The sequence below is a fragment of the Pseudomonas sp. DWRC2-2 genome (genome assembly GCF_049897885.1).
In the GTDB taxonomy this organism is placed as follows: domain Bacteria; phylum Pseudomonadota; class Gammaproteobacteria; order Pseudomonadales; family Pseudomonadaceae; genus Aquipseudomonas; species Aquipseudomonas azotoformans_A.
Genome location: NZ_JAFCXD010000006.1, coordinates 120,904 through 146,066, shown reverse-complemented (window position 1 = coordinate 146,066; position 25,163 = coordinate 120,904). Strand labels below are relative to the sequence as shown.

Sequence of the window (25,163 nt, the reverse complement as noted above, 5' to 3'; positions counted from 1 at the left end):
CCACGCCAGGCATGGACGGCCGGGAGGCACTCAGGCGACGGGCACCAGCGCCAGGCCGCTTTCCCATGGGTGCTGGGTGGCGCTGGGGTTGGCGGCTTCGCTGGGGTTCAGCGCGCGCACGCTGACCAGCCCCGGCGCCGCGTTGCTGCTGACGCTGACGGTCATGATGTAGCCCTGGGTGCCGCCGCTGTCGGTCTGCCCAGGAATCGCCGAAGCATCCGGCAGGAACTGCGTGACCTGGGCCGTGATGCCTGGGTTGGAGAACTGCACCCGTGCATCCGCCGCCGTGGTGTTCGGGTCGGCGCCTTGCACCACCAGCACGAACTGGCCTGAGCTGCCGGGCGCAAAGCTGGCCGGCAAGTCGCTGGGGGATTGGCCGTAGAACAGGTCAATCGGTAGCAACTGCACGGGCCAGGGTTGCGCATCGGTGTTGTTGGCCGCCACGCAATCGCACTCCTTGGGCGTGCCGCTGAGCGGTGCCGGGGTGACGCTCAAGGCCACATTCAGCTCGTTGGCGATCACCCACACGTAGTCAATCGGCGTGCCGTTGATGGTGATGTCATTGATCGAGAACCCCGCGCTGGCCGGCACCTCGAATACGGCCTGCAGGATCTGGTCGGAGTTGTTCGGCCCGGTGCCGGCGGTGCCACGGGTGATGCGCCAGTAGTTGCTCACGTCCTGGCCTTGCGGGCCTTTCCAGGTGCTGAAGGACTTGGGTTGTTGCAGGTACAGGCCGATGGGGTTGGTCAAGGAAATCAGGGCTTTCACGGCTTCCTGGTTGGCGGAATAACCGATATGCGGATCGGAGTTGCGGTAGTTCTGCCCGTACTGGGCGCAGCAGATCAGGCTTTGCTGGTTACGGCTGCTGTTGAGCGGGCGCAAGATAGTCGCCGCCGCTGCCAGGTAGATCTCGGCACTCAAGGTATTGGGGCCGGAGGTCAGGTGCATTGCGCCGCCCGACACGCCGGGAATGCGCACAGTGCCGGAATTCCATTTGTTCACGGTGTCGTAGGCGGGCTGGCCGGTGGTGGGGTCAAGCACCGGGTCGCCGGCGTTGCCGGTCGGGCCGTTGGCGGTGTAGCGCAGGTACAGGTCTTCGATCTTCACTTGTGGGTCGACATAGGCTTTGTACAGACCCAGCACGGCCTGCGGGTCGATGTTCCACATGGTCAGGAAATACGCCGGGTTCTCGCTGGTGAACATGATGCTGCGCATGTTGCCGTCGGGATCGCGGGTGATCGACCACTCGCAGTATTCATCCAGCCAGCCCCGTGGGCCCGAGGGTGAAAAGTCGGCGTAGGGGCCGTTCCAGTTGATGGACTTGCACAGCACGCTGGGGATCTGCAGTTGGGTTGCCTTCGGGTCCGGGTAGAGCGAATACAGGGTGTTGTTGAGGGTGATCTGGCCGTGATCGGTCAACTGCATCACCTGGTCCAGGGTCATGGCCTTGCCACCCAGTTGCGGGACCACGGCGGCGCCCTGGTTGTAGAAAAACGTCCACAGCCGGTTGGGGAAGGGTTGCCAGGTGATGGTCACTGGCGTCTGTGTGCCGTAGCCGCTTTCAATCGGGTTGTAGTAGCCCGAGCGCGGTGCGTCGTTGAGGTTGGACCAGGGGTTGCCGATCACCGACATCTGGGTCCAGCCGGTGACGTTGTTGTTCCAGTCGGTTTCGAAGGTCGGCAACTGGTTTTCCAGGCCTAGCTTGTTGTAGTCCTTGGGGGCTTGTTCGGCCGGGGAGGTGAATTGGGTGAAGGGCGTGCTCATGTCGGTTCTCCAGCATTGGCGGTGGTGGAAGTGGAGCAGCAACCGGTACCCGGAGCGGGCCCGGCAGAGGTTTGGCGTGGGTCGTCCCACACCAGTTGCGCGATAAAGCCAGGCAGGGGCGCGTATGCATCGGGCGTCAATACCTGGCCAGTATCGGGATGGGTCACGATCAGCGATAACTGCGCTGTATCGCTCGGTTTAAGGTTCAGCGCCTGGGCGTTGCGCGCGGCATTCAGTGCGCGGGAGACGCCCTGGGTGATACAGCGGCCCTTGTCGTCCACCAGGCCCATGCCGATGCGGCTGAAGCGTCCGACGTAATGCGGGTTGTCGGTATTCGCGTGTTGCGCCGTAGCGTCCGGTTGGTTGAGGAAAACGTCGATCAGGTAAGTGTCGTGGGTGCAGCGCACGTGATCGAACACCACCCAGGGGCCGGTGATGGCAGCCTTTTGCTGAGGGCAGCACGCAGGCTTGGCTGCGCCGAACTGCGGGGCCACCGGGGTGCCGTAGTCGTAGCCGATGTGCCGGCTGTCCTGGGCCATGTCACCCAGAGTGGTGTAGCGCCAGGCGTCGGCGCTGGTGAAGCTCACCTCGGCCGCCTGATGGCCAGCGAAGGGCTGCAACAGGCATTGGGTGGTGTACTGCGCCGCCGGGTTGGCGCGGATCCAGACTTCCAGCATGCGGTCGATATTGGCGTGGTAGGAGCAGAACACCGGGTCGAACGCGGTGTAGGCGTTGTCGGCCATGTCACCACCGATCCAGCCGTGATAGTTGTCGTGGGGCTGCTCGTAGAGCCCGTCGAAATTCAGCGCGCGGTTTGGGTACAGGTCATTCGGTTGCGGCGGGTCGAAGCTGGTGATGTTGGCCCAGGGGTAACCCGGCACCCCTTGGGGCTGGCTGAACGTGGTGAACGTGAGTGCATCGACCACCTGCTGCTGGAAGATCCGGCTCATGCCATACAGTTGGGTGCGCTCGAAACGAAAGGCCTCGCCCTGGGTATAGAACATCGGGTTGCGCTGCACATACAGGCAATCCACGTCCCCGACCGGCGCGGTGGCGCACACCTTGGAACAGCCGTCTTTGGCCGCCGCATACCGCAACGGGTTGCGCCGCACTTCGCCGGTCTGCGGGTGCACATAGGTTTCATCAAGGAACGCCTGGGGCAGGCCGGCCTGGGGGCTGCCGTCGATGCTGGCGTCGGCGGCCATCCAGTCCCAGTAAGGGATCGCGCAGTCGATCAACGCTTCGAGGTACAGCAGATAGGCGCGATGCCACAGGGCGAAGGCTTCCTGGTAATGCAGGCACCAGTTGGTATGGATGTAGGCGTAACGCTGCCAGGGCGAACCGCTGTCGGGATCGCTGATGCGCATCACGTCATCCAGTTTGGCGCGGTACAGGTTCAGTTCGTCGGCGCTCAGCGAGCGGATGTCCTGGCGTACGCGCTTGACCGGGTGCGGCAGCGCTGGTGGCGGGATGCGCTCGGCCAGGTCAAACGGCGAGATGCTGTCCAGCCGCCAACCCTGGTTGACCCACAGGCGGAAGGTTTCCAGGGCATCGATGGGCCAGAACTGCTGTTGGTCGGTGGTCAGCGGCATGTTGCGCGAGGCGAGGTGCTGGTAGATGGTTTGCGACCAGGTCTTGACCGACGCCGGGTCTTCCAGGAACACATCGTAGGCATTCATGCAGCCGATCCAAGTGGCGGCAACGGCGGCGCGCTGGCTGGCGGGTATCCAGTAGGGTGCGCTGAAAAGTCCTTGGATATCAGCGGTCCATGTCGGTTTCGCGACTATCATAAGATCCCTCTCATGCCGCCTTGAGGCCAGGTGTTGGCCAGGCTGTTAAGCTGAATCGATGTTAACTAGCCACTGCGCAGGATTTGTGCAAATTGGCCCGTCAATGCGACGGATTCATTGCAATTTTCAAGGACGATTTAGAACCGATGACAGACGCCATGGATTTGAAGATCCTGGGCAAGTTGCAAAAGGATTGCGACCAGAGCCTGGAGTTGTTGAGCGACAGTGTGGGGCTGTCTTCCACCAGTTGTTACCGGCGGATTCGTCGGATGGAGAACGTGGGGATTATCAAGGCAAAAGTGGCGGTCTTGGATGAGCGCAAGCTGGGGATCCAGGTGACGGCGTTTTTTCTGATCAAGCTGGACAGGGACAGTAATGATATTGATCGCAGGATGCAGCACATACTTTCTGGTCATCCGGAGATTCAGGACTGCTACTTGATGACGGGGGAGTTTGATTTTGTGATGGTGGCGAAGTTTCGGGATGCTGCTGAATATACTGAGTATATCTATCGGTTTTTGGAGACTTATCGGGATATTCCGATTCGGACTTATTCTTCTACGTTGGTGGTTCGGACGGTTAAGAAGTCTTATGAGTTGCCGTTGCAGGGGGTTGGGTTTTGATCTGGTGGGGTGAGTACATATCCGTTTCTTCGGTAACGGCTACTTATGGTTCCGCTCTTACAGCGGGTCACTTTTGGAAGGACCCAAAAGTAACCAAAAGGTCCTCGCCCCAACACTCGGCACCTCGCCTAGGCTCGGTGTGCCCTCACTCCGGCTTGAATCCGTGGGCCGCCGCGATGGGCCATCCTTGGCCCATCGCGGCTAACCCGGCGTCCTGCCGGGTTAGCCACGGATTCAAGCCTGCGTTCGGCCAGCGTGTTTGACGGGGCGCCTGAGATCAAGATCAAGATCAAGATCAAGATCAAGAGCGACTCGCTTCGCATCGTAGATACGCGGTCCTTTGTAGGAGCCGGCTTGCCGGCGAAAAACGTGAGACCGCCGCGCTCATCCAGACACCCCACTTCATCGTTAACGACCATCGCCGGCAAGCCGGCTCCTACAGTGGGCCGCGTTGGCTGTTGCCTTTGCTCTACACCACTCAAGCCGGCTGTCAGGCCGCTGTGCTTTCGCTTTTGATTTTGATCTTAGGCGCCCCGTTAAACACGCTGGCCGGAATTCGGCAGGGATTTGGGGGGTAAACCGGCAGGGATGCCGGTTTAGCCGCCCCGCGCCATGGATGGCGCGTGGCGGCGGCCCCCCAAATCACTGTCGGATTACGGGCACACCGAGCCTAAGCGAGGTGCCGAGTGTTGGGGCGAAGGCCTTTTGCTTACTTTTGGGCCTTTCCAAAAGTGAGCCGCTGTAAGAGCGGAACCCTAAGTAGCCGTTACCTAAATAACGGATATGTACACCATAAAAAATGCCCCCCACCCAATCCAAAATGAAGCTTTCATGACAAAAGTTCGGTAGTCCCCAGCCACTCCCGTCTCCTCTGTGTAACGCGCTTGAGCCCACCAGAACGTTGGGCTTTTCAGCCGCAAGCAGGATGCCAGGAGTGGGGCGATGGGAACTATGGAACGTTACTCGAAAGTCGGCATGCAGGAGCTCGACCAGCGCCTGTCGAAGATCGTCGAAGCGGCGCGCAAGAAGCCGGTCTCGGTCTATCGCTACGGCGCACCCTGGGTCTGGATCGTCTCCCAGGAAGACTGGCAAGGCGCTCGCAAGGAAGTCTCCAGCTACATCCCGGCAGGCCATTCCCTGGTGCTGCTGCGCCCACAGATCGACGAAGTGCTCGACCAGCACCGTGACTGGCTCACCGCCGAACCCGCGATGTCGATCGCCCCGCACACCGTGCTGCAGATCCTGCTGCTGCAACTGCTGTACTCGGTGCCCAGCGAACAACAGCTGCATGAACAGCTGAACTACAACCTGCTGTTCCGCTGGTTCGTCGGCTTGGACCTCAACCAAAAGGTCTGGAGCATTCACGTACTGACCCGCGACATCGCCACGCTGCTGAACAACCCGCGTGCGGTGCAACTCATCCAGAAAATCATCGGTGACGTGTTTTGTGGCGCCTTGCTGCACATGCCGGAGTTCTCGTTGAACTTCGCCCTGTTGCACACCTGGCTGGCACGCCACGGCAGCACTTCGATCACCAGCAATTGAGCAGGCCGCACGCCGGGCATCCGGCGACGGCGCAAAAAATCAGACAGTCAGGGGGCGGTGTGGAGCATCTGTTCAAATTAACGTTGGCGCTGTGTTGCGTGACGCTGGGGAGCCTGGCGCAACCGGTGTTGGCCGAGGAGGAAGAGGGCGCGCGTAAGGTCGACGTCAACGAGTACTTCGTGCGCGGCAATACGGTGCTGGATGCGGCGACGATCGAGGAGGCGGTGTATCCGTTCCTGGGGCCGCAAAAGACCTTGGGCGATATCGAAGGCGCGCGCGATGCGTTGCAGAAGATCTACCAGTCGCGTGGCTATCAGTCGGTGTTTGTCGAGTTGCCGGAGCAGAAGGTCGATGACGGTATCGTCTACCTGCAGGTCAGCGAGACCAAGGTCGGCCGTGTGCGCGTGGTCGGTGCCAAGCACTATTCGCCGGTGGAAATCCGCGAGCAGGTGCCGGCCCTGGAGGAGGGCGCGGTGCCGGACTTTGCCACGGTGCAAACCCAGTTGGCGGGCCTCAATCGAGGCGCTGGGCGCCAGGTCACGCCGCTGGTACGCGAGGGCCAACGCCCCGGCACCATGGATGTGGATTTGCAGGTGGAAGACCAGAACCCCTGGCACGCCAGTATCGGCCTGAACAACGACTACAGCGCCGACACCGAAAAGCTGCGCTCGGTGGCGACCCTGGGGTACGACAACCTCTGGCAACTGGGTCACAGCATTTCCCTGACCTACTTCACCGCGCCCCAGGACACCGAGAATGCCAAGGTTTGGTCGGGTTCCTACAGCGCGCCACTGGATGAACGCTGGACCTTGCAGTTCTCCGGTTACCAGTCCGACAGCAACATCGCCACCATCGGCGGCAGCAACGTGTTGGGCAAGGGTCATTCCTACGGTGTATCGGCCATTTACAACCTGCCGGCGGCGGGCAACTGGGCCAACTCGTTCTCGTTTGGCGTGGACTTCAAGGACTTCGACGAACAGATGAAGTTCGGTTCCAGCAGCGACCAGGTGCCCCTCAAATACGCGCCATTCACCTTCGGCTACAACGGTTTTCGCTACACCGAACAAGCGCAGTTGGGCCTGGGTTTGAACCTGGTGGTGGGTACTCGCGCGTTCTTCGGCTACGGCAGTGATGCCGAAGAGTTCGAGTACAAACGCTACAAGGCCAGCGCCAGTTTTGCCGTGCTCAAGGGCGACCTGAATTACACCTATACCTTCGCCAACGACTGGCAGTCGGCAACCAAGGGCGGCTTCCAGCTGGCGTCGGGGCCGCTGGTGTCCAACGAGCAGTATTCCGCCGGCGGCGCCACATCGGTGCGCGGTTACCTCGCGGCGGAGCGCACCGGGGATGAGGGGTACTTGCTCTCCCAGGAACTGCGCACGCCGTCCCTGGCCAAGTTCCTCGGCAGTTATGTGCAGGAGTGGCGCTTCTACGCGTTCGCCGAAGGCGCGCGCATGCGCTTGCACGACCCGCTGCCCGAGCAAGAAGACGAATACAGCCTGGCCAGTGTCGGCCTGGGCACCCGCGCCAGTTTGAGCAAATGGTTGTCCGGCAGCCTGGATTGGGGCTACCCGCTGCTCAATGGACCGAACACCCAGAAACAGGACTCGCGACTGCACTTCAGTGTGCAGGCGACTTTCTGACTTTTTCTTCCGGAGACTTCACCCATGCAACGCCTATTCCTGAGCCTGTTGATCTGCCTGGGCTTCACGCTCCCGGCCACCGCCCATGCCTGGTGGCAGGACGACTGGCACTACCGCAAACAGATTTCGGTGGACACCACCGCCCAAGGCGCCGCGATCAACCAGGCCCTGGGCCGTACCGCGCTGCTGGTGCGCCTGCACACCGGCAACTTCACCTTTGATGGGGTCAAGGATGACGGCGCCGACCTGCGTTTTGTGAGTGCCGATGACAAAACCGTGTTCAATCACCAGATCGAGAGCTTCGACCCGTTGATGGGCATGGCACTGATCTGGGTCGATGTGCCCAAAGTCGAAGGCGGTCAGCGCCAGGACCTGTGGATGTACTACGGCAACCAGAAGGCCCCGGCCACCGCCAACGGCCAACTGACCTTCGACCCGAACTACACCGCGCTCTACCATTTTGATGGCGCCAATGGCACACCTGCCCGCGACACCACGGCCTACGCCAACACCGCGTTGAACGCCACCGGTGCGAGCATCGACGGTGTGATCGGCCGTGCCTTGCAGCTCAGTGGTCAACCCCTGATGTTGCCGGCCAGCCCTTCGCTGCAACACGCTGCGGGTGGCGCGTTCACCTTCAGCGCCTGGTTGCGCCTGGACCAGGCCAGTGGGGAGCAAGTCGTGCTTGCCCGCCGCGATGGCCCCCATAGCCTGTTGCTGGGCTTGAACCAAGGCATGCCGTTCGTGGAAATCGACGGCCAGCGCGCCGTGTCGAGCCAACCGCTGAACCCCGGCCAATGGCAGCACCTGGCGTTCACCGCCGAGGGTGACAAGGTCTCGCTGTATGTGAATGGCCGTGAAACCGCCATCCTGGCCGTTGCCTTGCCGGCGTTCAATTCTCAGTTGGCCATCGGTGCCGATTTGCCGGAAGCGGGCAGCACGCATTTGCCATTCGCCGGAGCCATCGATGAGCTGCGTCTGTCCAAGGTAGTGCGTCCGGCGGCACTGTTGCTGGCCGATGCCAGCGCCCAGGGCGCCGAGTCGAAACTGGTGGCCTATGGCGTCGATGAAGAACAGTCCGGCTTCGGTTTCGGCAGCCTGGGCTTCTTGCTCAACGCGGTGCCGGTGGATGCCTGGGTGATCATCCTGGTGCTGGTGGCGATGATGTTCCAGTCGTGGGTCATCATGCTGCGCAAGAACCGCCAGGTCAGCCGCGTGAGCAGCGCCAACGAGGTGTTCCGCGAGCATTTTGCGCAGATTGGCACGCGCTTGGAGATGTACGCCGACGACGCCCAGTTGGGTGAACGCTTGGCTCATTCTTCGCTGTGGCGCCTGTACCTGGTGGCGGTCAAGGAGATCCGCACCCGGCGTGCCCAGGGCGCGGACACCTCATCGGTCTCGGCCGCGACCATCGAAGCCATCCGCTGCTCCATGGACGGCGTGCGCACCCGCGAAAACCAGGCGCTCAGCTCCAAACTCTCGACCCTGTCCAACGCCATTGCCGGCGGCCCCTACATCGGCCTGCTCGGCACGGTGCTGGGGATCATGGTGGTGTTCCTCGGCACGGCCATGGCCGGCGATGTGAACATCAACGCGATTGCCCCCGGTATGGCGGCGGCGTTGCTGGCCACGGCCATGGGCCTGTTTGTCGCGATCCCGGCGTTGTTTGGCTACAACCGCCTGATCACGCGCAACAAGGAAGTCAGCGCGGACATGCGTGTGTTTGTCGACGAGTTCATCACCCGCCTGGCGGAGATGCACGGCGAGAGCCAGCACAGTGAAGCGGCGCATCGTCGTGACCATCACGCCGCTGTTCCGGCCTGAGGAGAACCGCCATGGCTTCCGTAAATACCTCCCACGACGATGACGATGATGCCGCCGTCGACAGCATCAATATCACGCCCCTGGTGGACGTGCTGATGGTGGTGCTGGTGATGTTTATCCTCACCGCCACCGCCCAGGTCTCGGGTATCCAGATTCACTTGCCCAAGGCCAGCGCCTCGGTGTCGTTGTCGGAGGCCAAGACCAAGGCCATCTCTGTGAACGACGGTGGCCAGGTGTTCCTCGACGCCTACCCGGTGACCCTCGGTGAGCTGGAAGAACGCCTGCGCATCGAGAAAGCGCTGAACCCGGACTTCCCGGTGATCGTGCGTGGCGATGCGATGGTGCAGTACCAGAAGGTGATCGAAGTGCTCGACCTGCTGCGTCGACTGGAACTGTCCCAGGTCGGGTTGGTTACCGGCAAACCGAGCCAGGGCTGAGTCATGACTGCACAGATCCCGATTGCGCCCTTGCCCGTGAAAAAGAAGCCGCCGTTGCGCCCATTGAAGTGGGGTGCCGGCCTGTTGCTGGGCGCCGTGGCGGCCTGGTGCTTGTGGCAGTGGGCCAATGATATGAGCGGCGTGCGCCGCGAAGCGCCGAAGGTGCCGACGATCATCCCGTTGCCGCCACCACCGCCACCACCGCCGGAAAAGCCCAAGGAACCTGAGCCCCAGGTCGAAGAAAAAATCCCGGAACCGGTGCCAAGCCCCGAACCCGAGGAGGTCAAGCCGGCTGAGGAAGCGCCGCCATCGCCTAACGAAGACTTGGCCAACCCGATGCAGATCGATGGCGACGCCCAGTCCGGCAACGACGGTTTCAACATCGGCGCCGGCAAGGGCGGCGGCATGGCCGGCAGTGGCGGCGGCGGGTTGGGGACGGGCACCTACAAGCAGTACCTGGCCGGCACTTATCAGCGGCTGATGCGCGAAGACCCTGAGCTGCGCAAGAAGGCCTTCTCGATACAGATAGACCTGTGGTTGGGCGCCGAGGGCCAGGTCACCAAAGCTTTGGTGGCCAAGTCCAGCGGGGATGCCGAGACCGACGCGCAGATGCTCGCCTTGATCCAGGCACCGCGCGCCACACAGAAGCCGCCGGCGTCGTTGACGCTGCCCATGCGCCTGTCGCTCAAGGGCCGGCGTCCGGATTGAACACACCCTATTTCAACGGTTTTTTACAGGAGTTGCGTACACATGATTTCCCCCGTGAATCGACTGACCCTGGCGGTCGGCATGGTCATCGCGACCCTGGTCGGCCAGGCGGCTGCAGCCCCGGTCGCGCCCTCGGAAAACGTCACCATCAACCTGATCCGCCTGTTGGTGCAGCAAGGCGTGCTGACCCAGGATACCGCCAACGGGCTGATCGCCCAGGCCGAAAAAGAGGCCCAGCAGGCACGCCAGGCCAATGCCGCGCCGGTGGTGGCCGCAGGTCCGGCTGCAGCGCCGGGTGACGTGCGTGTGCAATACGTGCCGCAGGCGGTGAAGGATCAGATCCGCGACCAGGTCAAGGCTGAAGTCATGGCCACCGCCAAGCAGGAAAACTGGGCCCAGCCCAACACCTTCCCGGACTGGGTCTCGCGCATCAGCTTTGACGGTGATATCCGCCTGCGGGACGAGTCGCGTTACTTCTCGGGCAACAACAGTAACGAGATCGTCGACTACGCCAAACTCAATGAAAGCGGCCCGTACGACACCAACAAGGACACCAACACCAAGCTGCCGCCGCTGCTCAACACCACCAAGGACCGCGAAAACCTGTTCCGCCTGCGTGCGCGCCTGGGCATGAAAGCCGTGCTGTCACCCGACTGGACGGCCGGTATCCGTGTGGGCACCGGTTCCGACAACAACCCGGTGTCCACCACCCAGACCCTGGGCGGCGGCTTTGGCAAGAAAGACATCTGGCTCGACCAGGGTTACCTGAGCTGGAAGGCCACCCCGGACGTGACCCTCACCGCCGGGCGTTTCGCCAACCCGTTCTATTCCACGGACATGATGTATTCGGGCGACCTGAACTTCGACGGTATCGCCGCCAATTTCAACCACGCCCTGAACAGCCAGTGGGGCCTGTTCGGCACCTTGGGTGCATTCCCGGTGGAGTACACCTCCGACTCGGCCAGCAGCAACGGCTTCGACAAGGAAGACAGCGAGACCAAGTGGCTGTTTGGCGGGCAGATCGGCGCTAACTGGAAGATCAACCGCGAGAACAGCCTGAAGGGCGCGGTGGCCTACTACCACTTTGACGACATCGAAGGTAAACGCTCCGGCGCCTGCCAGCCGTGGTCCGGGCAGCCGGCGTGTGACAGCGACGGCTCGCGCCTGGCCTTCATGCAGAAGGGCAACAGCGTGTTCCTGCTGCGCGACATCACGCCGAATCCGGCCACTCCGGGCCTGACCCCACAACCGCAGTTTGTCGGCCTGGCATCCAAGTTCGACGTGCTCGACCTGAACCTGGCCTGGGATGCCGAGCTGCCCAGCGATTTCAAGCTGCGCACCCAAGGCAACTTCATCCACAACCTGGCCTACGACAAGGGCGAGATGCTCAAGCGCAGCGAAGGCGAGATCGTCAACAACATCAACAGCAAAGGCCAGTTTGAAAGTGGCGGCAATGCGCTGATGGTCTCGTTCACCCTCGGCAGCGCGCTGGAAATGCGCAAGCGCGGCGATTGGAACGTGTTAGCCGGCTACAAATACATCCAACCTGACGCACTGCCTGACGGCTTCAACGACTCGTCGTTCCACCTGGGCGGCACCAATGCCAAGGGTTATTTCATTGGCGCCAACTACGGCATCGAAAAGAACATCTACGCCAGTGCGCGTTGGTTGAGCGCGTCCGAAGTGTACGGCGCGCCGTTCGAAGTCGATGTGATGCAACTGGAACTCAACACGCGCTTTTAATGCGCACGGAGATGCCACATGAACACGCGAATCTGCGGGCTGTTGTTGCTGCTGGTCACCACCGGCGCGTCGGCTGAAGGCATGGAGGAACGCCTGCGCACGCAACTGCGCAGCACCACCCAGCAATTGCAGGCTCTGCAAAGCGAACAGGCCCAGGCCAGCGCTGCGCGGATTGCGGCGGAAAACCAGGCCAAGCAGGCCCAGGCGCAAATCAAGCAATTGACCGCCGAACTTGCCCAGGCCCGTGGCGTAGCCGAGCAAATGGCCGGTCAGCAACAGAGCCTGCACAGCCAGGCACAGGCCCAGGTGGCGGCCAGCAACGAGCAGATCGGCAAATTCAAGAAGGCCTATGACGAACTGCTGGTGCTGGCCAAGGGCAAAGAGGCCGAGCGTGCGCGCTTGCAGGCACAACTGGGTGAACGTGACACACAAGTGCAGCAATGTTCAGTCAAGAATCAACAGATGTACGGCGTGGCCCAGCAGTTGCTCGCGGCCTACGAAAAAATCGATGTGGCCGAGGTGATGAGTATTCGCCAGCCCTTCGCCAGCAGCGCGCGGGTCAAGTTCGAGGAACTGGCCCAGGGCTTTGGCGACGATTTGTACAAGAGCCGTTTCGATGCGCCCCAGGCAACCGCCAATCATTGATCGACAGGGAAGAAATCACCATGAGTGAATTGATCACCAGCGTCACCACCCAGAGCCTCACCGAGCTGTTGCAGGAAGCCGGTTACCGGGTCAACCAGACTGAACAAAATGGCATCGTGCAATTGCTCAGCGCCAGCCAGGGCATCGGTTTTGCCGTGCGCTTTGGCAACCCGGCGGCGGAGCAGGGTACGTATGTGGATTTCACCTACAGCTGCGCGCTGCGCATTCAGGGCGAATTGCCTGAAGGTCTGGCCCAAGTGTGGAACGCATCGCGACGTTTTGCGCGGTTGTCGGTGCAGGGCGAATTCTTGTTGATGGAAATGGACGTGGTGGTGGCCGGCGTTGGCGCCACGCACCTGCGCAGCCAGTTGGAGCTGTGGGACCGTCTGTTGCAGGAATTCATCGTTTACTTGCGTGAATACAGCCAGCAGGCCGCGCAGTTGCAGGCTGAAGCCGAGGTGCCGGTATTGTGAAGAAACCAACCCTGATGGTCGGCGCGGGTGCGCTGGCCTTGTTGGTGGTGGCGGTGGGCTTGAGCCTGCGGCCGGGCAGCGACCCGGTGGCGGCGCAGCAGCCGGCGCCGGTGATCAACCCGGTATCGGCCGGCCCGGCGGTGGCCCGCCTGGGCAATCAGCAGATCGACCTGACGGAACTGAAAACCGTGCTGGCCAGCCTGCCTGCAGAATCCCGCGAGCAATTGCGTGGCAACCGTGGCGCGTTGGAAACCTGGATTCGTTCACGCTTGGCGCAAAAGGCGGTGCTCGAACAAGCCGATGCCCAGGGTTGGCGCCAGCGCCCGGACGTGGAGCAGCAGACCCGCGCCGCCGCCGAGCAGATCGTGTTTCGCGACTACATGCTCTCGGTCAGCCAGGTGCCGGCCGATTACCCCAGCGCGGCGGAGTTGCAGCAGGCCTACGACAGTGGCAAGGCGCAATGGGTGACACCGCCGTTGTACCGCGTGAGCCAGATTTTCCTGGCGACCAATGACCCGCAAACCGTCGACAACGTGCGCCGCCAGGCCCAGGAACTGAGCCGTCGTGTCCAGGCTGCGCCGGGTGATTTCGCCGCCCTGGCCACACAGTTTTCCCAGGACACCGACTCCGCTGCACGCGGTGGCGACTCCGGCATGCAGCCTTTGCAACAGCTGGTGCCGGAAGTCCGCAGTGTCGTGTCACGCCTCAAGGTCGGCGCCGTGTCGGACGTGGTGCAGAGCGCGGCGGGGTTTCATGTACTCAAGCTCACCGGCCAGCAACCGGCGCGCAGCGCGACCCTCGACGAACTGCGCGAGCGCCTGACCCAGGCCCTGCGTGCCCAGCGCCAGGAACAGATCGCCAAGGCCTACCTCGAAGGCATGCTTAACACCGCAACCCTGAGTATCGACGGCGCCGAGTTGAACAAGGTGCTGGAGTAACCCGCGTCAACCCGCATTGGATGCACAGACAGACAAGACAGGGAGTCTCCCATGGCATTTCTAGAACCGTCCGCCCCCCAGGGGCCGTCCTCTTATCGCGCCCCGACCGAGGGGCGCAGTAGCTGGCTGGCCCTGGCCCAGGAGATCGACCCGGAGGTGGCGCGCTACTTTCTGGTGAGTGCGCGCTGCGGCTGCTTCATGCAGGCGGCGCGCAGCCTGAATATCAAGGCAACGCTGTTACGCAAGCGCCTGGCGCAGCTTGAAGAGCATCTGCGGCATTCGCTGTTCAGTTACCAGGGCAGTGGTTTGGTGCTCAGTCGCGATGGTCAGCAGTTGCAAGCCCAATTGATTGCCCTGGCCCATGAACGGCGGTTGCCGGTTACGGAGCAGCCGTTGATTCGGCTGGCAGTGGCCGAGCCGATCCTGCACGACATCCTTGGCCGTGACCTGATCGCCTTGCTGCGGCGCAATGCCAGCGTGCGCCTGGAGATCATCTCCATCGACAGCCAGTTGTCGCTGCAAGCGGTGGATGTGGATGTGGTGCTGTGGCTGTCGGACGCCGACGGCCCGGTGCCTGGCCCGAGCTTCGCTACCGAGCCGCCACAGGCCCTGGCACGCTTGCAGTACTTGCCGCATATCGCCAAGCGTTATTCGCGGTTGACCACACGGCCGGACAGCGTGGAAGACCTTGACGACTACATGCTGGTGCAGTGGCAACCTGATGCGCAGGTGGGCGCGTTGCAGCCGTGGAATCAGGTGGTGCAGCAGCGTCTGGCGGCGGTGGTGCAGGTGCACGCGTATTCGTTGATGTTGGAGATGATCCGTTGTGGGGCGTGCATTGGGTTGCTGCCGCATTACATGAGCAGTTTTGACCGGGGCCTGGTGGCGTTGCCGGGGTTGTTGGGCGAGAGCATGCAGCGGCAGGTGTGGCTGGCGGTGAATGCGCAGGTGGAGGATGTGGAGGCGGTGCGGATGATTGTGGAGTTGATCATCGGCACGTTTGAGGGACGGCGCGAGTGGTTTGACTGACGGTTTCGATGTCAATCTATACAGACTTCTATTAACCCACCCAATTCTACTGTGACGAGCGGGCTTGTCCCGCATTGGGCTGCGCAGCAGCCCCAAAACCCGACGCAGAGTTCTTTCAGGAATACCTCGGTGCCTTCACTGGGGCTGCTGCGCAGCCCAATGCGGGGCAAGCCCGCTCGCCACAAAAAACAACTGTCACAGGTGCTCTATCTGGCACAAGGCGTTGCGCCCCAGCGCTAACTGCGCCAGTCTTGGAGCCTTATCTTCTTGGTCTCAAGCACTCTGCGATGCACACCACTCGTTTGACGCTCATTTGCCATGCCGTCACGCCTCTGCAAAAACAGGGGCGTTTTCCCGATGACGAGGCGTTGGCGATGGATTGGCAGGGCAAGGCGTTGTCGCTGGCTGATCGCTACAAGAAAACCCGGCGACTGTTATGTGGTCCGGAGGCCAGGGCTCGGCAGACGGCAGGCTTGTTCGGCGCTGACGGGGTAATCGACGCCGCGCTGCGCGACGGCGATTTCGGGCGGTGGAGGGGCCAGGACATTGGTCAACTGGAGAGTGACCAGTTGAACACCTGGCTCACCGACGCCACGTGCGCGCCCCACGGTGGCGAGTCGGTGGAGCAGATCTGCCAGCGGGTAGGTGAGTGGATGAAAACCCTCGAATTCCAGCCCGGCCATGTCGTGGCCATCACCCATCCCTTTGTGATCCGTGCCGCGATGTGGCACGCCATGCAGTTTCCGCTGTCGATGTTCTACCGGATCGACGTCGAACCGCTGTCCGCCACCGAGCTGCGCTTCAACAATGTCTGGCGCCTGCGCCTGGAAGCTCACGCCTAGGCACGTGAACATGGCAAAATCCACGCCCCGCAATGAGAGCAACCCATGAAACGCATCCTGATCATCGGCATTGGCGCCGGCAACCCTGACTACATCACGATGCAGGCCGTGAAGGCGCTCAACCGCACCGACGTGTTTTTCCTGATGGACAAGGGCCAGAGCAAAGACAAGTTGATCGACCTGCGTCGCGAGATCTGCGAGACCTACATCACCGAGCCCGGCTACCGTTTCGTCGAGGCCGATTGCCCCGAGCGTGTGCGCGGCGAGATCGACTACACCACCGCCGTGCAGGACCTCAACCGCGACAAGCAGCAGACCTTCGAACGCATGATCAACGAAGAAATGGCTGACGGTGAAGTGGGCGCTTTCCTCGCCTGGGGTGATCCAGCGCTGTACGACAGCACCATTCGCATCTTGCAGGCGATTCTTGCCAGCGGTCGCAGTGAGTTCGAGTTCGAAGTGATCCCTGGCATCACCAGCGTGCAGGCCCTGGCGGCCCAGCACAAAGTGCCGCTTAACCGTATCGGCAAGTCCATCGAGATCACTACCGGGCGCCGTTTGGCGGCGGGGCAGGCGAGTGATGCCGACACGTTGGTGGTGATGCTCGACGCCGAAGACTCCTACCGCAGCGTGGCGGACCAAGACCTGGACATCTACTGGGGCGCCTACCTGGGCACACCGGACGAGATCCTGATCAGCGGCAAAGTCAGTGAAGTCGCAGAAGAAATCGAACGGGTGCGCAAGGCCGCGCGCCTGGAAAATGGCTGGATCATGGACACTTATCTGTTACGCAAACCTTGAGGTAACGTCCCATGCTCAAACTGTTTGCCTTGGCACTCACCCTCGTGGCCGGCACCGCCCATGCCGACGACACGCTGCACACCGATTTGCCGTTGTCGTATCTGGAACAAACCCAGGGCGACGCGCGCAACCAGCCGCTGGTGATTTTCCTGCACGGGTTTGGCAGTAACGAGGAGGACTTGTTCGGCATCAAGGACGCGCTGCCCTCTACCTGGACGTACCTGTCGGCCCGTGCACCTATGCCGGTGGACCCGCACGGCTATCGCTGGTTTACCAAGACGCCCGGTGACGGCGATTACGACGGCGAAACCGCCGACCTGCAACGCAGTGCGAAGCTGATCGAAGAGTTTGTCGGCAAAGCCACCGCCAAATATCACACCCAGCCGGATCGAGTGTTCCTGGTGGGTTTTAGCCAGGGCGCGATCATGTCCTACGAGGTGGGCCTGCGCCGGCCGGAGCTGCTGCGTGGCATTGCGGCATTGAGCGGCAGCGTGTTACCGGTGCTCAAGGCTGAGCTGAAGCAGGATGCGTCATTGGGCAAGCTGGCGATCTTTATCGGCCATGGCACCTTGGACCAGGCGCTGCCGTATGCGTCGGGGACGCGGGCCAATGAGGTGCTGACGGGGTTGGGGTTGCAGCCGGAGTTCCATGGGTACCCCGGCATGCCGCATACCATCAGCGAGGCGGAAGTGCAGGACCTGAAAGCCTGGTTGGAAAAGAGCCTGAACTGACCGCCGTAGGGTTATTTGCCGCCGGTAATCTGCTTCACCAACGCCGCATGCCCCTTGGCATCATCCGCCCGCGAAATCGCCTGGATCACCAGCAGGTGATTACCCGAACCACCGAGGAACGTGGAGTTCAGCGTTTTGCCGCCGCCTTGGGTGGCGGTGCTGTCCATCTGGCGCAGGCCCAGGCCCTTGAACGTCAGTTTTTTCTCGCTCTGTTTCTTGAAGTCAGGCAGCGCTGCGCTCTGGTCCTTGACGAACCCGGCTACGGCGCCATCAAGGAATTGCGCGTCGTTATCGCCGATGGTTACCCCGTCGTTACGCACGGTTTCGGCGACGATCACCACACTTTTCGTGGTCTGGTTGGCATACATCGTACCCTGGGTGTCAGCGGTGCCATCCTCGGCCTTGCCAGCCGGCAGGGTGTCGGCGGCGTAGGCCTTGGGCAGGTTGAAGGTGAACTTGCCACCCAAGGTGGAGATGGTTTGCGTGGTCGGCTTGGAAGCGGCGAATGCGCTGCCAGCGGCCAACGCGAGGGCCAGCAGGACGGCGGTCTTGGTGAAAGTGGCCATGAAGCGCTCCAGGGGTGAACGAAATTGCGCCGTATTCTGTCAGAATTTTCGCAAAATCGTTCACCCGTAGCCTCATACCTTGTCGGACTCTTCCTCAAGTCGGTCCATCTCAAATAGCCGCGCCAGTTCTGCCCGGGCTTCCTGGGCGGTTTGCATCACTTTGGCGGCGTCGTCGTACACCGCGTGTTGTGCGGCCAGCACTTGCAGGTCGTGGTTCTTGAAGCGGGTGATGCGCGCGTCGGCCTGGGCCTGGCTCAAACCGAGGCCTACCAACGTGCGGCGGCTCATTTCCAGGCTGGAGTAGAAGGTCTCGCGAATCGGTGACGCGTCGAGGTCCACCAGGCGATGCACGTGTTGGCGGTTACGTGCGCGGGCGATGATCTTCATGTGCGGGTAGAGGTTGCGCACCAGTTCGGCGGTCTTGATGTTGATCTCCGGGTCGTCCATGGCGATCACGAAGAACTCCGCCTGGTCGACTTTGGCCGCGTGCAGGATCTCGGGGCGTTGCGGGTCGCCGTAGAACACCGGCATGCCGCCGAAGCTGCGGGTCAGTTCGATGGTTTCCACCGAGGTGTCCAGGGCAATGAACGAGATGTTCTGCGCACGCAGGATCCGCGCGACGATCTGGCCCATACGGCCCATGCCAGCGATAACCACGCGGGGCGCGTCGCTTTCGATGGTGCGGTATTCCTCGGGGATTTCCACCGGCTTGACCTTGGGCTTGAACAGCTTCGGGCACACCAGCAACAGCAGCGGTGTTACGGCCATGGAGAGGGTGATGGTCAGGACCAGGATGTCGTACAGATGTGGTTCGAACAGGCCTTGGTCGCGGCCGATCTTGAACACCACGAAGGCGAATTCACCACCCGCCGCCAGCACCACGCCCAGGCGCAGGGCGCTTTCGCGATTGAGGTCGCCCACCAGCCGGCCTACGGCGTAGAGCAAGGGCAGCTTCAAGCCGATCAGCAGCAACGTCAGGCCGATCACCACCAGCGGTGAGCTGAGCAACAGGCTGAGGTTGGCGCCCATGCCCACGCTGATGAAGAACAGGCCCAGCAGGAGGCCCTTGAACGGTTCAATCTGGGATTCCAGTTCGTGGCGGTATTCCGAGTCCGCCAGCAACAGGCCGGCGAGGAAGGCGCCCAGGGCCATGGACACGCCCACCAGCTCCATCAACCAGGCCGTGCCAATCACCACCAACAGTGCGGTGGCGGTGGATACTTCGCGCAGGCCGGTCTTGGCGACGATGCGGAACACCGGTCGCAACAGGTAACGGCCGCCGATGATCACCACGGCAATGCTGCCGAGAATCTGCAACACATGTTGCAGGCCCTGCGCTTCGGTGGTCGGGTGATCGCTGCCGGCCAGCAACGGCACCATGGCGATCAGCGGGATCGCGGCGATGTCCTGAAACAGCAATATCGCAAAGGCCAGGCGGCCGTGGGGCTGGTTCAGCTCCTTGCGCTCGGCCAGGCTTTGCAGGCCAAACGCGGTGGACGACAGCGCCAGGCCCAGACCGAGCACGATCGCACTGTTCCACGACTGGCCAAACAGCCACAACGCCACCACGCCCATCACCAGGCCCGTGAGCAGCACCTGCGCGAGGCCGACGCCAAATACCGCCTTACGCATCACCCATAAACGCTTGGGTGACAGTTCCAGGCCAATGATGAACAGCAGCAACACCACGCCCAATTCGGAAAATTGCGCGACGCTTTGCGGGTTGCCCACCAAACCGAGCACCGACGGCCCGATGATCACGCCAGCGAACAGATAGCCCAGCACCGCGCCCAGTTGCAGGCGCTTGGCCAGGGGCACGGTCAGCACGGCGGCGAGCAGGAACACCACGGCTGCTTGTAACAGGTTGCTTTCATGGGGCATTGCGAACTCCAAGATCTTTAAAACTAATCAACAGGGGGGTATTAGAGCGCTTTTTACATTTCGATAATTGTGTTTTTGCTGCGCATGGGTGCGATAACGCGGCGATTTATAAGGTGCTGAGTGCTCTGGTCTTCTATCCGAAGGATGTACAAACAATTTCCCAGCGCCCACGGGTGGAAGCCCTAGCACTTCATCCTCTAGTTTTAGGCTCTTGAGTTTATATTCCTTGGATGGCATATTTTCATGAGCTGGGACGTTGAATACACGGATGAATTCGGAGACTGGTGGGATGACCTGGGAACAAAGGAACAAATTTCCGTTTCCGCCAGCGTTGATTTACTGGGGCTTTTCGGGCCCGGACTGGGCTTTCCCCACAGCAGCGATATCAAGGGATCCCGGCATGGCAACCTGCGGGAACTGCGCATACAGCATGCAGGGCGGCCATTTCGAGTGTCGTATGCCTTTGATCCACGACGATGCGCGGTGTTGCTGATCGGTGGTGACAAGACAGGACGGCATCGATGGTATGAGGAACACGTCCCGTTGGCTGAAAAGCTGTATGACGTGCATTTGGACACTTTGCGTAAAGAGGGCCGTAAACATGGCTAAGAAATTCGCTGAACTGCAAGCGCGCATGACACCGGAGTCCCGTGCCGAAGCCAAGCTGTTGTTCCAGCAGCACCTGCAGGAAATGCCACTGCATGAGTTGCGCAAAGCTCAGCAGCTGAGCCAGGCGAGTCTGGCGAAAGCACTGAACATCAACCAGGCGGCCGTCTCCAAGATGGAGCGGCGAACCGACATGTACATCAGCACGTTGCGCGACTATATCCGCGCGATGGGCGGCGAGTTGGAGATTATTGCGACGTTTCCCGATGGCCAGGTCAAGATCGACAACTTTGCTTACTGAAAGCGCTTGTAGCTATCCAGAAGGTCATCCTTGTGAACCAACTTCTCGCCATGCGCGCCTTTGTTCGCGTCGTCGAAACCAGCTCATTCAGTCGTGCATCCGACCAGTTGGCACTGCCGCGCTCCACCGTGAGCAAGCTGATCACCGACCTTGAGAAACATCTGGGCATCAAGCTGATGCACCGCACCACGCGAGCTATGGCGCCCACGTCCGAGGGGTTGGAATATTACCAACACGCCCGGCGCCTGGTCGCAGAGTTGGACGAAGTGGACAGTGCCATTCGCGGGCAAGTCCTCAAGCCCCGCGGGCATCTGCGGGTCGATGCACCGGCGTCGTTTGCCAATTGCCTGCTGATTCCGGCGCTGGTGGATTTTCATCGCGAGTATCCCGATATCACCATCGCCTTGGGTATCAGTGATCGCGCGGTGAACATTGTGGGGGAGGGTGTGGATTGCGTGATCCGTGCCGGCAAGCTGGATGACATGGCGATGATCGGGCGCAAGGTGACCGACCTGGAATATTTGACCTGCGCGGCCCCTGATTACCTGGAGCGCCGAGGTGTGCCGGGTTCCCCGGAGGATCTGGCGCTCAACCACCTCAAGGCCGGCTATTTTTTTGCCGGATCTGGTAAAGCGGAGCCACTGATTTTCGAACAGGGCGACAGGCGCATCGAAGTGGGCGATTGCGCCTATTCCACCAATGAAGGCAACGGCCTCAAGGAAATGCTGCTCGCCGGCCTGGGCGTCGGGCAGCATTTCAAAGCCATCGTTCAGTACTACGTGGACAACGGTCAATTGGTCAGTGTGTTGCCGCAGTGGTCGCGTCCGGCTACGCCGCTGCACATCCTCTATCCACCCAATCGCCACCAGAGCGCGCGGCTCAAGGTATTTGTCGAGTGGGTGATTCGCAGGTTCGGGGTCAGGGAATGATCGCGGTCACGCGGATTTCCACCCGCATGGTCGGCAGGCCCAGGGCCTCTACGCCGACTTGCGTCCAGATCGGCGCATGCTGGGGCATGTACTGGCGGTAGTTCTTGACCATCGCCTCGTTGACCTCGGGCGGGAAACCACCGACGTGGTAGGAGTTGACGTGAATCACGTGCTCCCAACTGGCGCCGGCAGTTGCGAGGGTGCGTTCCAGGTTGTGGAACGCCTGAGCGATCTCGTCGGCCAGGTCGGCGGGGATCTGGAACTCATCGTCCCAGCCCCCTTGGCCTGAGGTTTCCACGCGATTACCGACTTTTACCGCTTGCGAGTAATGCAGGTGCTCGCGCATGTAATCGCCGTAGCCGGGAGTGACAAAAAATTCAGGCGTGCTCATGGTATTTCCTTCGGTTCAGTACAGGACTGGATCCAGGCTAAAGCACTCAATACACGAACAAAATCCCGAATTTATGCCATGACTATCTATCCATGTGGACAATCGGCTGCGATTCCACGGGCGCGAGGTTGGCTGGCCTGCGGTACAGCCCCACCGCCAACCCGACGATGATGATCCCGATCGAGATCAGGTTCGGCGTGGAAATGCGCTCATCCAGAATCAGCATCGAACTGGTGATGCCGAATACCGGAATCAGCAACGACAGCGGCGCCACGGTGGACACCGGGTACAGCTTGAGCAACGAGTTCCAGCCCCAGTAGGCGAAGTGCGTGGCCAGGTACACCTGGAACAGGATCGACAAAACCGCCGTCAGGTCGAGGCTGGCCTGCAAACCTTCGAACGCGGCGCTGCCGTGCATCAACCAGGCCGTGAGGAACAGCGGGATCGGCGGGATCAGGCTGGCCCACACCATGAACGAGAAGATCTCCTTGACCCCGGATTTCTTGATGATCACGTTGCCGACGCTCCAGGCCACCGCGCTGAGCACGATCAGCATGACGCCCAGCACCGCATGGTTGCCTTCCTGGGTCGAGATGATCCCCGCCAGGCCGATCAAGGCCAGCACGGCGCCGAGCATCTGCGCGCCACGGATCTTTTCCTTGAACAGCAAAAAGCCCCAGCCCATGGTGAAGAACACGCTGAGCTGGATAATCAACGAGGCGATACCGGGGCTCACGCCCACTTGGATGCCATAGTTGATCACGCCCCACATGCCCAGCCCGAAGATGAAGCCATAGGCGGCCACGTAGCTGAACTTGACGGCGGGACGTTTGATAAAGAACACCAGCGGCAGGGCGGCGAGGGCAAAGCGGATACCCGTGAGTACAAACGGGTCGATGGCACGCAGGCCGAGCTTGGTGATGGGGAAATTGACCCCCCATACCAGGGTGACGAGCACGGCAAGAGACAGATGTTTTTTCAGCATGGACCCTCCTTGGGTCAGGCGGCACACCGCAATCGCGAGGTGCCGCCGGGAAGTCAATTCAAGGCGAAGCGTTTTTGCATCAGGCACAGCCCGGCGATTTCCATCAGCAGGTTATCTGCCGAGGCGCGCTGTGCGGTGGACAGGCTTGGCAAGGTTGCCAGCAAGGCGCGTACTTTACGCGGGTCGAAGAACGGCACGTTGTGCAATGCCGGGCCGCTCAACACATCGTTGATCATTTCATACAGCTTCGATTGCGGGCTTTCGGATGCCGGTGGAGCGCGGAAATATTGCTTTTTGCGGTCCAACACGGCCTGCGGCACGTAAGGGCGCATGGCTTCGCGCAAGGCGTATTTCTCGGTGGCGCCGCGCACTTTCATGTTCACCGGCAAGCGGCACGCCGCCTCGATCACTTGGTGATCGAGCAGCGGTGGACGACCTTCCAGGCTGCCGGCCATTTCCATGCGGTCGCCCAGGGAGGTGAGCACCACGTTGGGCAGGCTGGATTTAGCCACCATGTACAGCGATCGGTTGACCGGTTCCCAGCCGTTTAGCGCCCGTGGGCTCAGGCGGTCGTAGAACTCACGATAGGCATCGGTGTTGCTGAAACGCTCACGGAAGTCATCGCTGTACAACTGCGCCAGGGGGCCGAACAACGCCGACTGGGTTTGCAGCCAGGACACGCCGTGGCCCAGTTCGTCCTGCACCCATTTCACATCATTCTTGCCGCCGGGCAGGTAGCGATCTTCGCCGGCATGCAGGCGCCGGGTCAGTTCGGCAATCGCCGTCGGGTCCTGGTTTTCGTGGTTGTACAACACCATGTCACGACGGTAGTGCGGGTAGCCGCCGAAGACTTCGTCGGCACCTTCACCCGTGAGTACGGCGCGCATGCCCTGGTTCTGCACGTATTTGCACAGCAGATACTTGGCCACGCTGTGAGCGTTGGCGAAGGGCATTTCGGCGTGCCACAGGGCATTTTCGAAGTTATCCGCCATGTCGGAAGAGTTCACCGACAGCACGTTGAGGTGAGCACGGTTGTGTCGGGCGGCAACTTCAGCGAATTGGCGCTCGTCGTAGGCCTGCTCGCCTTCGAAGGACAAGTGGAATGCCTGCAATGGCTGACCCGTCAGCTCGGTGGCAATCCCCAGCATGGCCGAGGAGTCGAGGCCGCCACTGAGGCACACGCCGACCGGTACATCGGCATGCAGGCGCAGGCGCACGGACTCTTCGATGGTGCTGCGCAGGGACTCGATCATCTCGGCTTCGCTGCGCTGTTCGGTGTCTTGGGCATCCGGGAAGTCCCAGTCCCAGTACTGTTCGGTTTGCAGGCCGCTTTCATCGGCGATGATCCAGCAACCCGGTTTCACGCTGCGAATGTTGTTGAAGACGGTACGGTCACGCAGGATAAAGCCGCGATTGGCGTAGGCTTCGTGGTCCCACTGCGCGGGCACGCCAGCGGCGAGCAAGGCTTTGATTTCGGAGGCGAAGTACCAGGCACCTTCATGCTCGGTGTAGTACAGCGGCTTGACGCCAACCCGGTCACGCACGGCAAACAGCTTTTTGCGCAGGCGATCGAAGATCAGGATGGTGAACTCGCCGCGCAGTTGCTTGAGGCCACGTACGCCATGGCGACGGTACAGGTGCATGGCGATTTCGCTGTCGGACGAGGTCTTGAAGCGGCATCCGTAGCTTTCCAGTTCGGCGCGGATGCGTTGATAGTCATAGAACTCGCCGTTGACCATCATCACCAGATCGCCTTCGTCGGCCACGATAGGCTGGGTGCCGTTACCCAGGCCGACCAGGCCCAGGCGCACATAACCAAAGGCGGCCTGGCCGTTGGGGTCGAACCACTGGCTCGAGCTGTCCGGGCCGCGATGATGGATTGCACGCAGCGCGGCATCGAACATGTTCGGGTTGAACGCACGAGGTTGTTTGGCAAAGACGCCAATGTATCCACACATGACAATTACT

The 25,163-nt window shown here is 61.4% G+C and carries 24 protein-coding genes; 17 read left to right on the top strand and 7 right to left on the bottom strand.

Features of this window, described 5'->3' with window-relative positions:
* Positions 1–30 precede the first annotated feature (30 nt).
* Together ACP7EW_RS24535 and ACP7EW_RS24530 are read right to left on the bottom strand one after the other, a co-directional pair.
* Positions 31–1,764 (bottom strand): hypothetical protein, encoded by a 1,734-nt coding sequence (locus ACP7EW_RS24535; RefSeq protein WP_426220465.1) that lies wholly within the window; start codon positions 1,762–1,764, stop codon positions 31–33.
* Positions 1,761–3,554, bottom strand: coding sequence for a tyrosinase family protein (locus tag ACP7EW_RS24530; RefSeq protein WP_426220463.1), 1,794 nt, complete (start codon positions 3,552–3,554; stop codon positions 1,761–1,763). The genes ACP7EW_RS24535 and ACP7EW_RS24530 overlap by 4 nt, the downstream gene beginning before the upstream one ends.
* Before the next feature lie 158 nt (positions 3,555–3,712).
* On the opposite strand from ACP7EW_RS24530, the gene ACP7EW_RS24525 reads away from it, so the two are divergent.
* The 14 genes from ACP7EW_RS24525 to ACP7EW_RS24460 all read left to right on the top strand — a co-directional run bounded on the left by ACP7EW_RS24525 (position 3,713) and on the right by ACP7EW_RS24460 (position 17,536).
* Complete coding sequence (locus ACP7EW_RS24525; RefSeq protein ID WP_426220896.1) at positions 3,713–4,177, top strand: Lrp/AsnC family transcriptional regulator; 465 nt, start codon at positions 3,713–3,715, stop codon at positions 4,175–4,177.
* 951 nt (positions 4,178–5,128) lie between these two features.
* Positions 5,129–5,722 (top strand): transposase, encoded by a 594-nt coding sequence (locus ACP7EW_RS24520; RefSeq protein WP_028619777.1) that lies wholly within the window; start codon positions 5,129–5,131, stop codon positions 5,720–5,722.
* Positions 5,723–5,781: 59 nt separating this feature from the next.
* Positions 5,782–7,365 carry a ShlB/FhaC/HecB family hemolysin secretion/activation protein gene (locus tag ACP7EW_RS24515; protein WP_038850813.1) on the top strand — a complete coding sequence of 528 codons (1,584 nt, stop codon included), beginning with the start codon at positions 5,782–5,784 and terminating at the stop codon, positions 7,363–7,365.
* 24 nt (positions 7,366–7,389) lie between these two features.
* Positions 7,390–9,189, top strand: coding sequence for a DUF2341 domain-containing protein (locus tag ACP7EW_RS24510; protein ID WP_426220460.1), 1,800 nt, complete (start codon positions 7,390–7,392; stop codon positions 9,187–9,189).
* A gap of 11 nt (positions 9,190–9,200) precedes the next feature.
* Entirely contained in the window at positions 9,201–9,626 is a 426-nt protein-coding gene (locus ACP7EW_RS24505) for an ExbD/TolR family protein (RefSeq protein ID WP_016980095.1), read from the top strand.
* A 3-nt stretch (positions 9,627–9,629) separates the two neighbouring features.
* The gene (locus tag ACP7EW_RS24500) at positions 9,630–10,334 is read left to right on the top strand and encodes an energy transducer TonB family protein (protein ID WP_033901608.1); all 705 of its coding nucleotides are present in this window, start codon (positions 9,630–9,632) and stop codon (positions 10,332–10,334) included.
* Positions 10,335–10,376: 42 nt separating this feature from the next.
* Positions 10,377–12,077: a putative porin gene (locus ACP7EW_RS24495; protein WP_033901607.1), complete on the top strand. Its 1,701-nt coding sequence runs from the start codon at positions 10,377–10,379 to the stop codon at positions 12,075–12,077.
* An 18-nt stretch (positions 12,078–12,095) separates the two neighbouring features.
* Positions 12,096–12,722, top strand: a complete 627-nt coding sequence (locus ACP7EW_RS24490) for a DNA repair protein (protein ID WP_426220458.1) — start codon at positions 12,096–12,098, stop codon at positions 12,720–12,722.
* A 20-nt stretch (positions 12,723–12,742) separates the two neighbouring features.
* Positions 12,743–13,195: a YbjN domain-containing protein gene (locus ACP7EW_RS24485; RefSeq protein ID WP_426220456.1), complete on the top strand. Its 453-nt coding sequence runs from the start codon at positions 12,743–12,745 to the stop codon at positions 13,193–13,195.
* On the top strand, positions 13,192–14,133 hold the full coding sequence (locus ACP7EW_RS24480) for a peptidylprolyl isomerase (protein WP_426220454.1): 942 nt from the start codon (positions 13,192–13,194) through the stop codon (positions 14,131–14,133). The genes ACP7EW_RS24485 and ACP7EW_RS24480 overlap by 4 nt, the downstream gene beginning before the upstream one ends.
* Positions 14,134–14,184: 51 nt before the next feature.
* Positions 14,185–15,162 (top strand): LysR family transcriptional regulator, encoded by a 978-nt coding sequence (locus ACP7EW_RS24475; protein WP_426220452.1) that lies wholly within the window; start codon positions 14,185–14,187, stop codon positions 15,160–15,162.
* A gap of 287 nt (positions 15,163–15,449) precedes the next feature.
* Positions 15,450–16,004: a histidine phosphatase family protein gene (locus tag ACP7EW_RS24470; RefSeq protein ID WP_426220450.1), complete on the top strand. Its 555-nt coding sequence runs from the start codon at positions 15,450–15,452 to the stop codon at positions 16,002–16,004.
* A gap of 45 nt (positions 16,005–16,049) precedes the next feature.
* The gene (gene cobF / locus ACP7EW_RS24465) at positions 16,050–16,805 is read left to right on the top strand and encodes a precorrin-6A synthase (deacetylating) (RefSeq protein ID WP_177110808.1); all 756 of its coding nucleotides are present in this window, start codon (positions 16,050–16,052) and stop codon (positions 16,803–16,805) included.
* 11 nt (positions 16,806–16,816) lie between these two features.
* A complete protein-coding gene (locus ACP7EW_RS24460) occupies positions 16,817–17,536 on the top strand; it encodes an alpha/beta hydrolase (protein ID WP_033901601.1) in 720 nt (239 codons plus the stop codon).
* Between the two features lie 11 nt (positions 17,537–17,547).
* On the opposite strand, the gene ACP7EW_RS24455 is transcribed toward ACP7EW_RS24460, so the two are convergent.
* The gene (locus ACP7EW_RS24455) at positions 17,548–18,102 is read right to left on the bottom strand and encodes a hypothetical protein (RefSeq protein WP_426220447.1); all 555 of its coding nucleotides are present in this window, start codon (positions 18,100–18,102) and stop codon (positions 17,548–17,550) included.
* A 72-nt stretch (positions 18,103–18,174) separates the two neighbouring features.
* The gene (locus ACP7EW_RS24450) at positions 18,175–19,983 is read right to left on the bottom strand and encodes a monovalent cation:proton antiporter-2 (CPA2) family protein (RefSeq protein ID WP_426220445.1); all 1,809 of its coding nucleotides are present in this window, start codon (positions 19,981–19,983) and stop codon (positions 18,175–18,177) included.
* 243 nt (positions 19,984–20,226) lie between these two features.
* On the opposite strand from ACP7EW_RS24450, the gene ACP7EW_RS24445 reads away from it, so the two are divergent.
* From ACP7EW_RS24445 to ACP7EW_RS24435, 3 genes are read left to right on the top strand one after another with little or no spacing between them, the layout of a single operon-like run.
* Entirely contained in the window at positions 20,227–20,592 is a 366-nt protein-coding gene (locus tag ACP7EW_RS24445; protein ID WP_426220443.1) for a type II toxin-antitoxin system RelE/ParE family toxin, read from the top strand.
* Positions 20,585–20,890: an XRE family transcriptional regulator gene (locus ACP7EW_RS24440; protein WP_177076812.1), complete on the top strand. Its 306-nt coding sequence runs from the start codon at positions 20,585–20,587 to the stop codon at positions 20,888–20,890. Before ACP7EW_RS24445 ends, ACP7EW_RS24440 begins: the two co-directional genes overlap by 8 nt.
* Positions 20,891–20,922: 32 nt before the next feature.
* The gene (locus ACP7EW_RS24435; protein WP_426220441.1) at positions 20,923–21,819 is read left to right on the top strand and encodes a LysR family transcriptional regulator; all 897 of its coding nucleotides are present in this window, start codon (positions 20,923–20,925) and stop codon (positions 21,817–21,819) included.
* On the opposite strand, the gene ACP7EW_RS24430 is transcribed toward ACP7EW_RS24435, so the two are convergent.
* The 3 genes from ACP7EW_RS24430 to asnB form a co-directional block, all read right to left on the bottom strand.
* Positions 21,809–22,210, bottom strand: coding sequence for a RidA family protein (locus tag ACP7EW_RS24430; RefSeq protein ID WP_426220439.1), 402 nt, complete (start codon positions 22,208–22,210; stop codon positions 21,809–21,811). The two genes, ACP7EW_RS24435 and ACP7EW_RS24430, sit on opposite strands and share 11 nt — an antisense overlap.
* An 82-nt stretch (positions 22,211–22,292) precedes the next feature.
* On the bottom strand, positions 22,293–23,195 hold the full coding sequence (locus ACP7EW_RS24425) for an EamA family transporter (RefSeq protein ID WP_033901593.1): 903 nt from the start codon (positions 23,193–23,195) through the stop codon (positions 22,293–22,295).
* 53 nt (positions 23,196–23,248) lie between these two features.
* Positions 23,249–25,153, bottom strand: a complete 1,905-nt coding sequence (gene asnB / locus ACP7EW_RS24420) for an asparagine synthase (glutamine-hydrolyzing) (RefSeq protein ID WP_033901591.1) — start codon at positions 25,151–25,153, stop codon at positions 23,249–23,251.
* Positions 25,154–25,163: the final 10 nt, after the last annotated feature.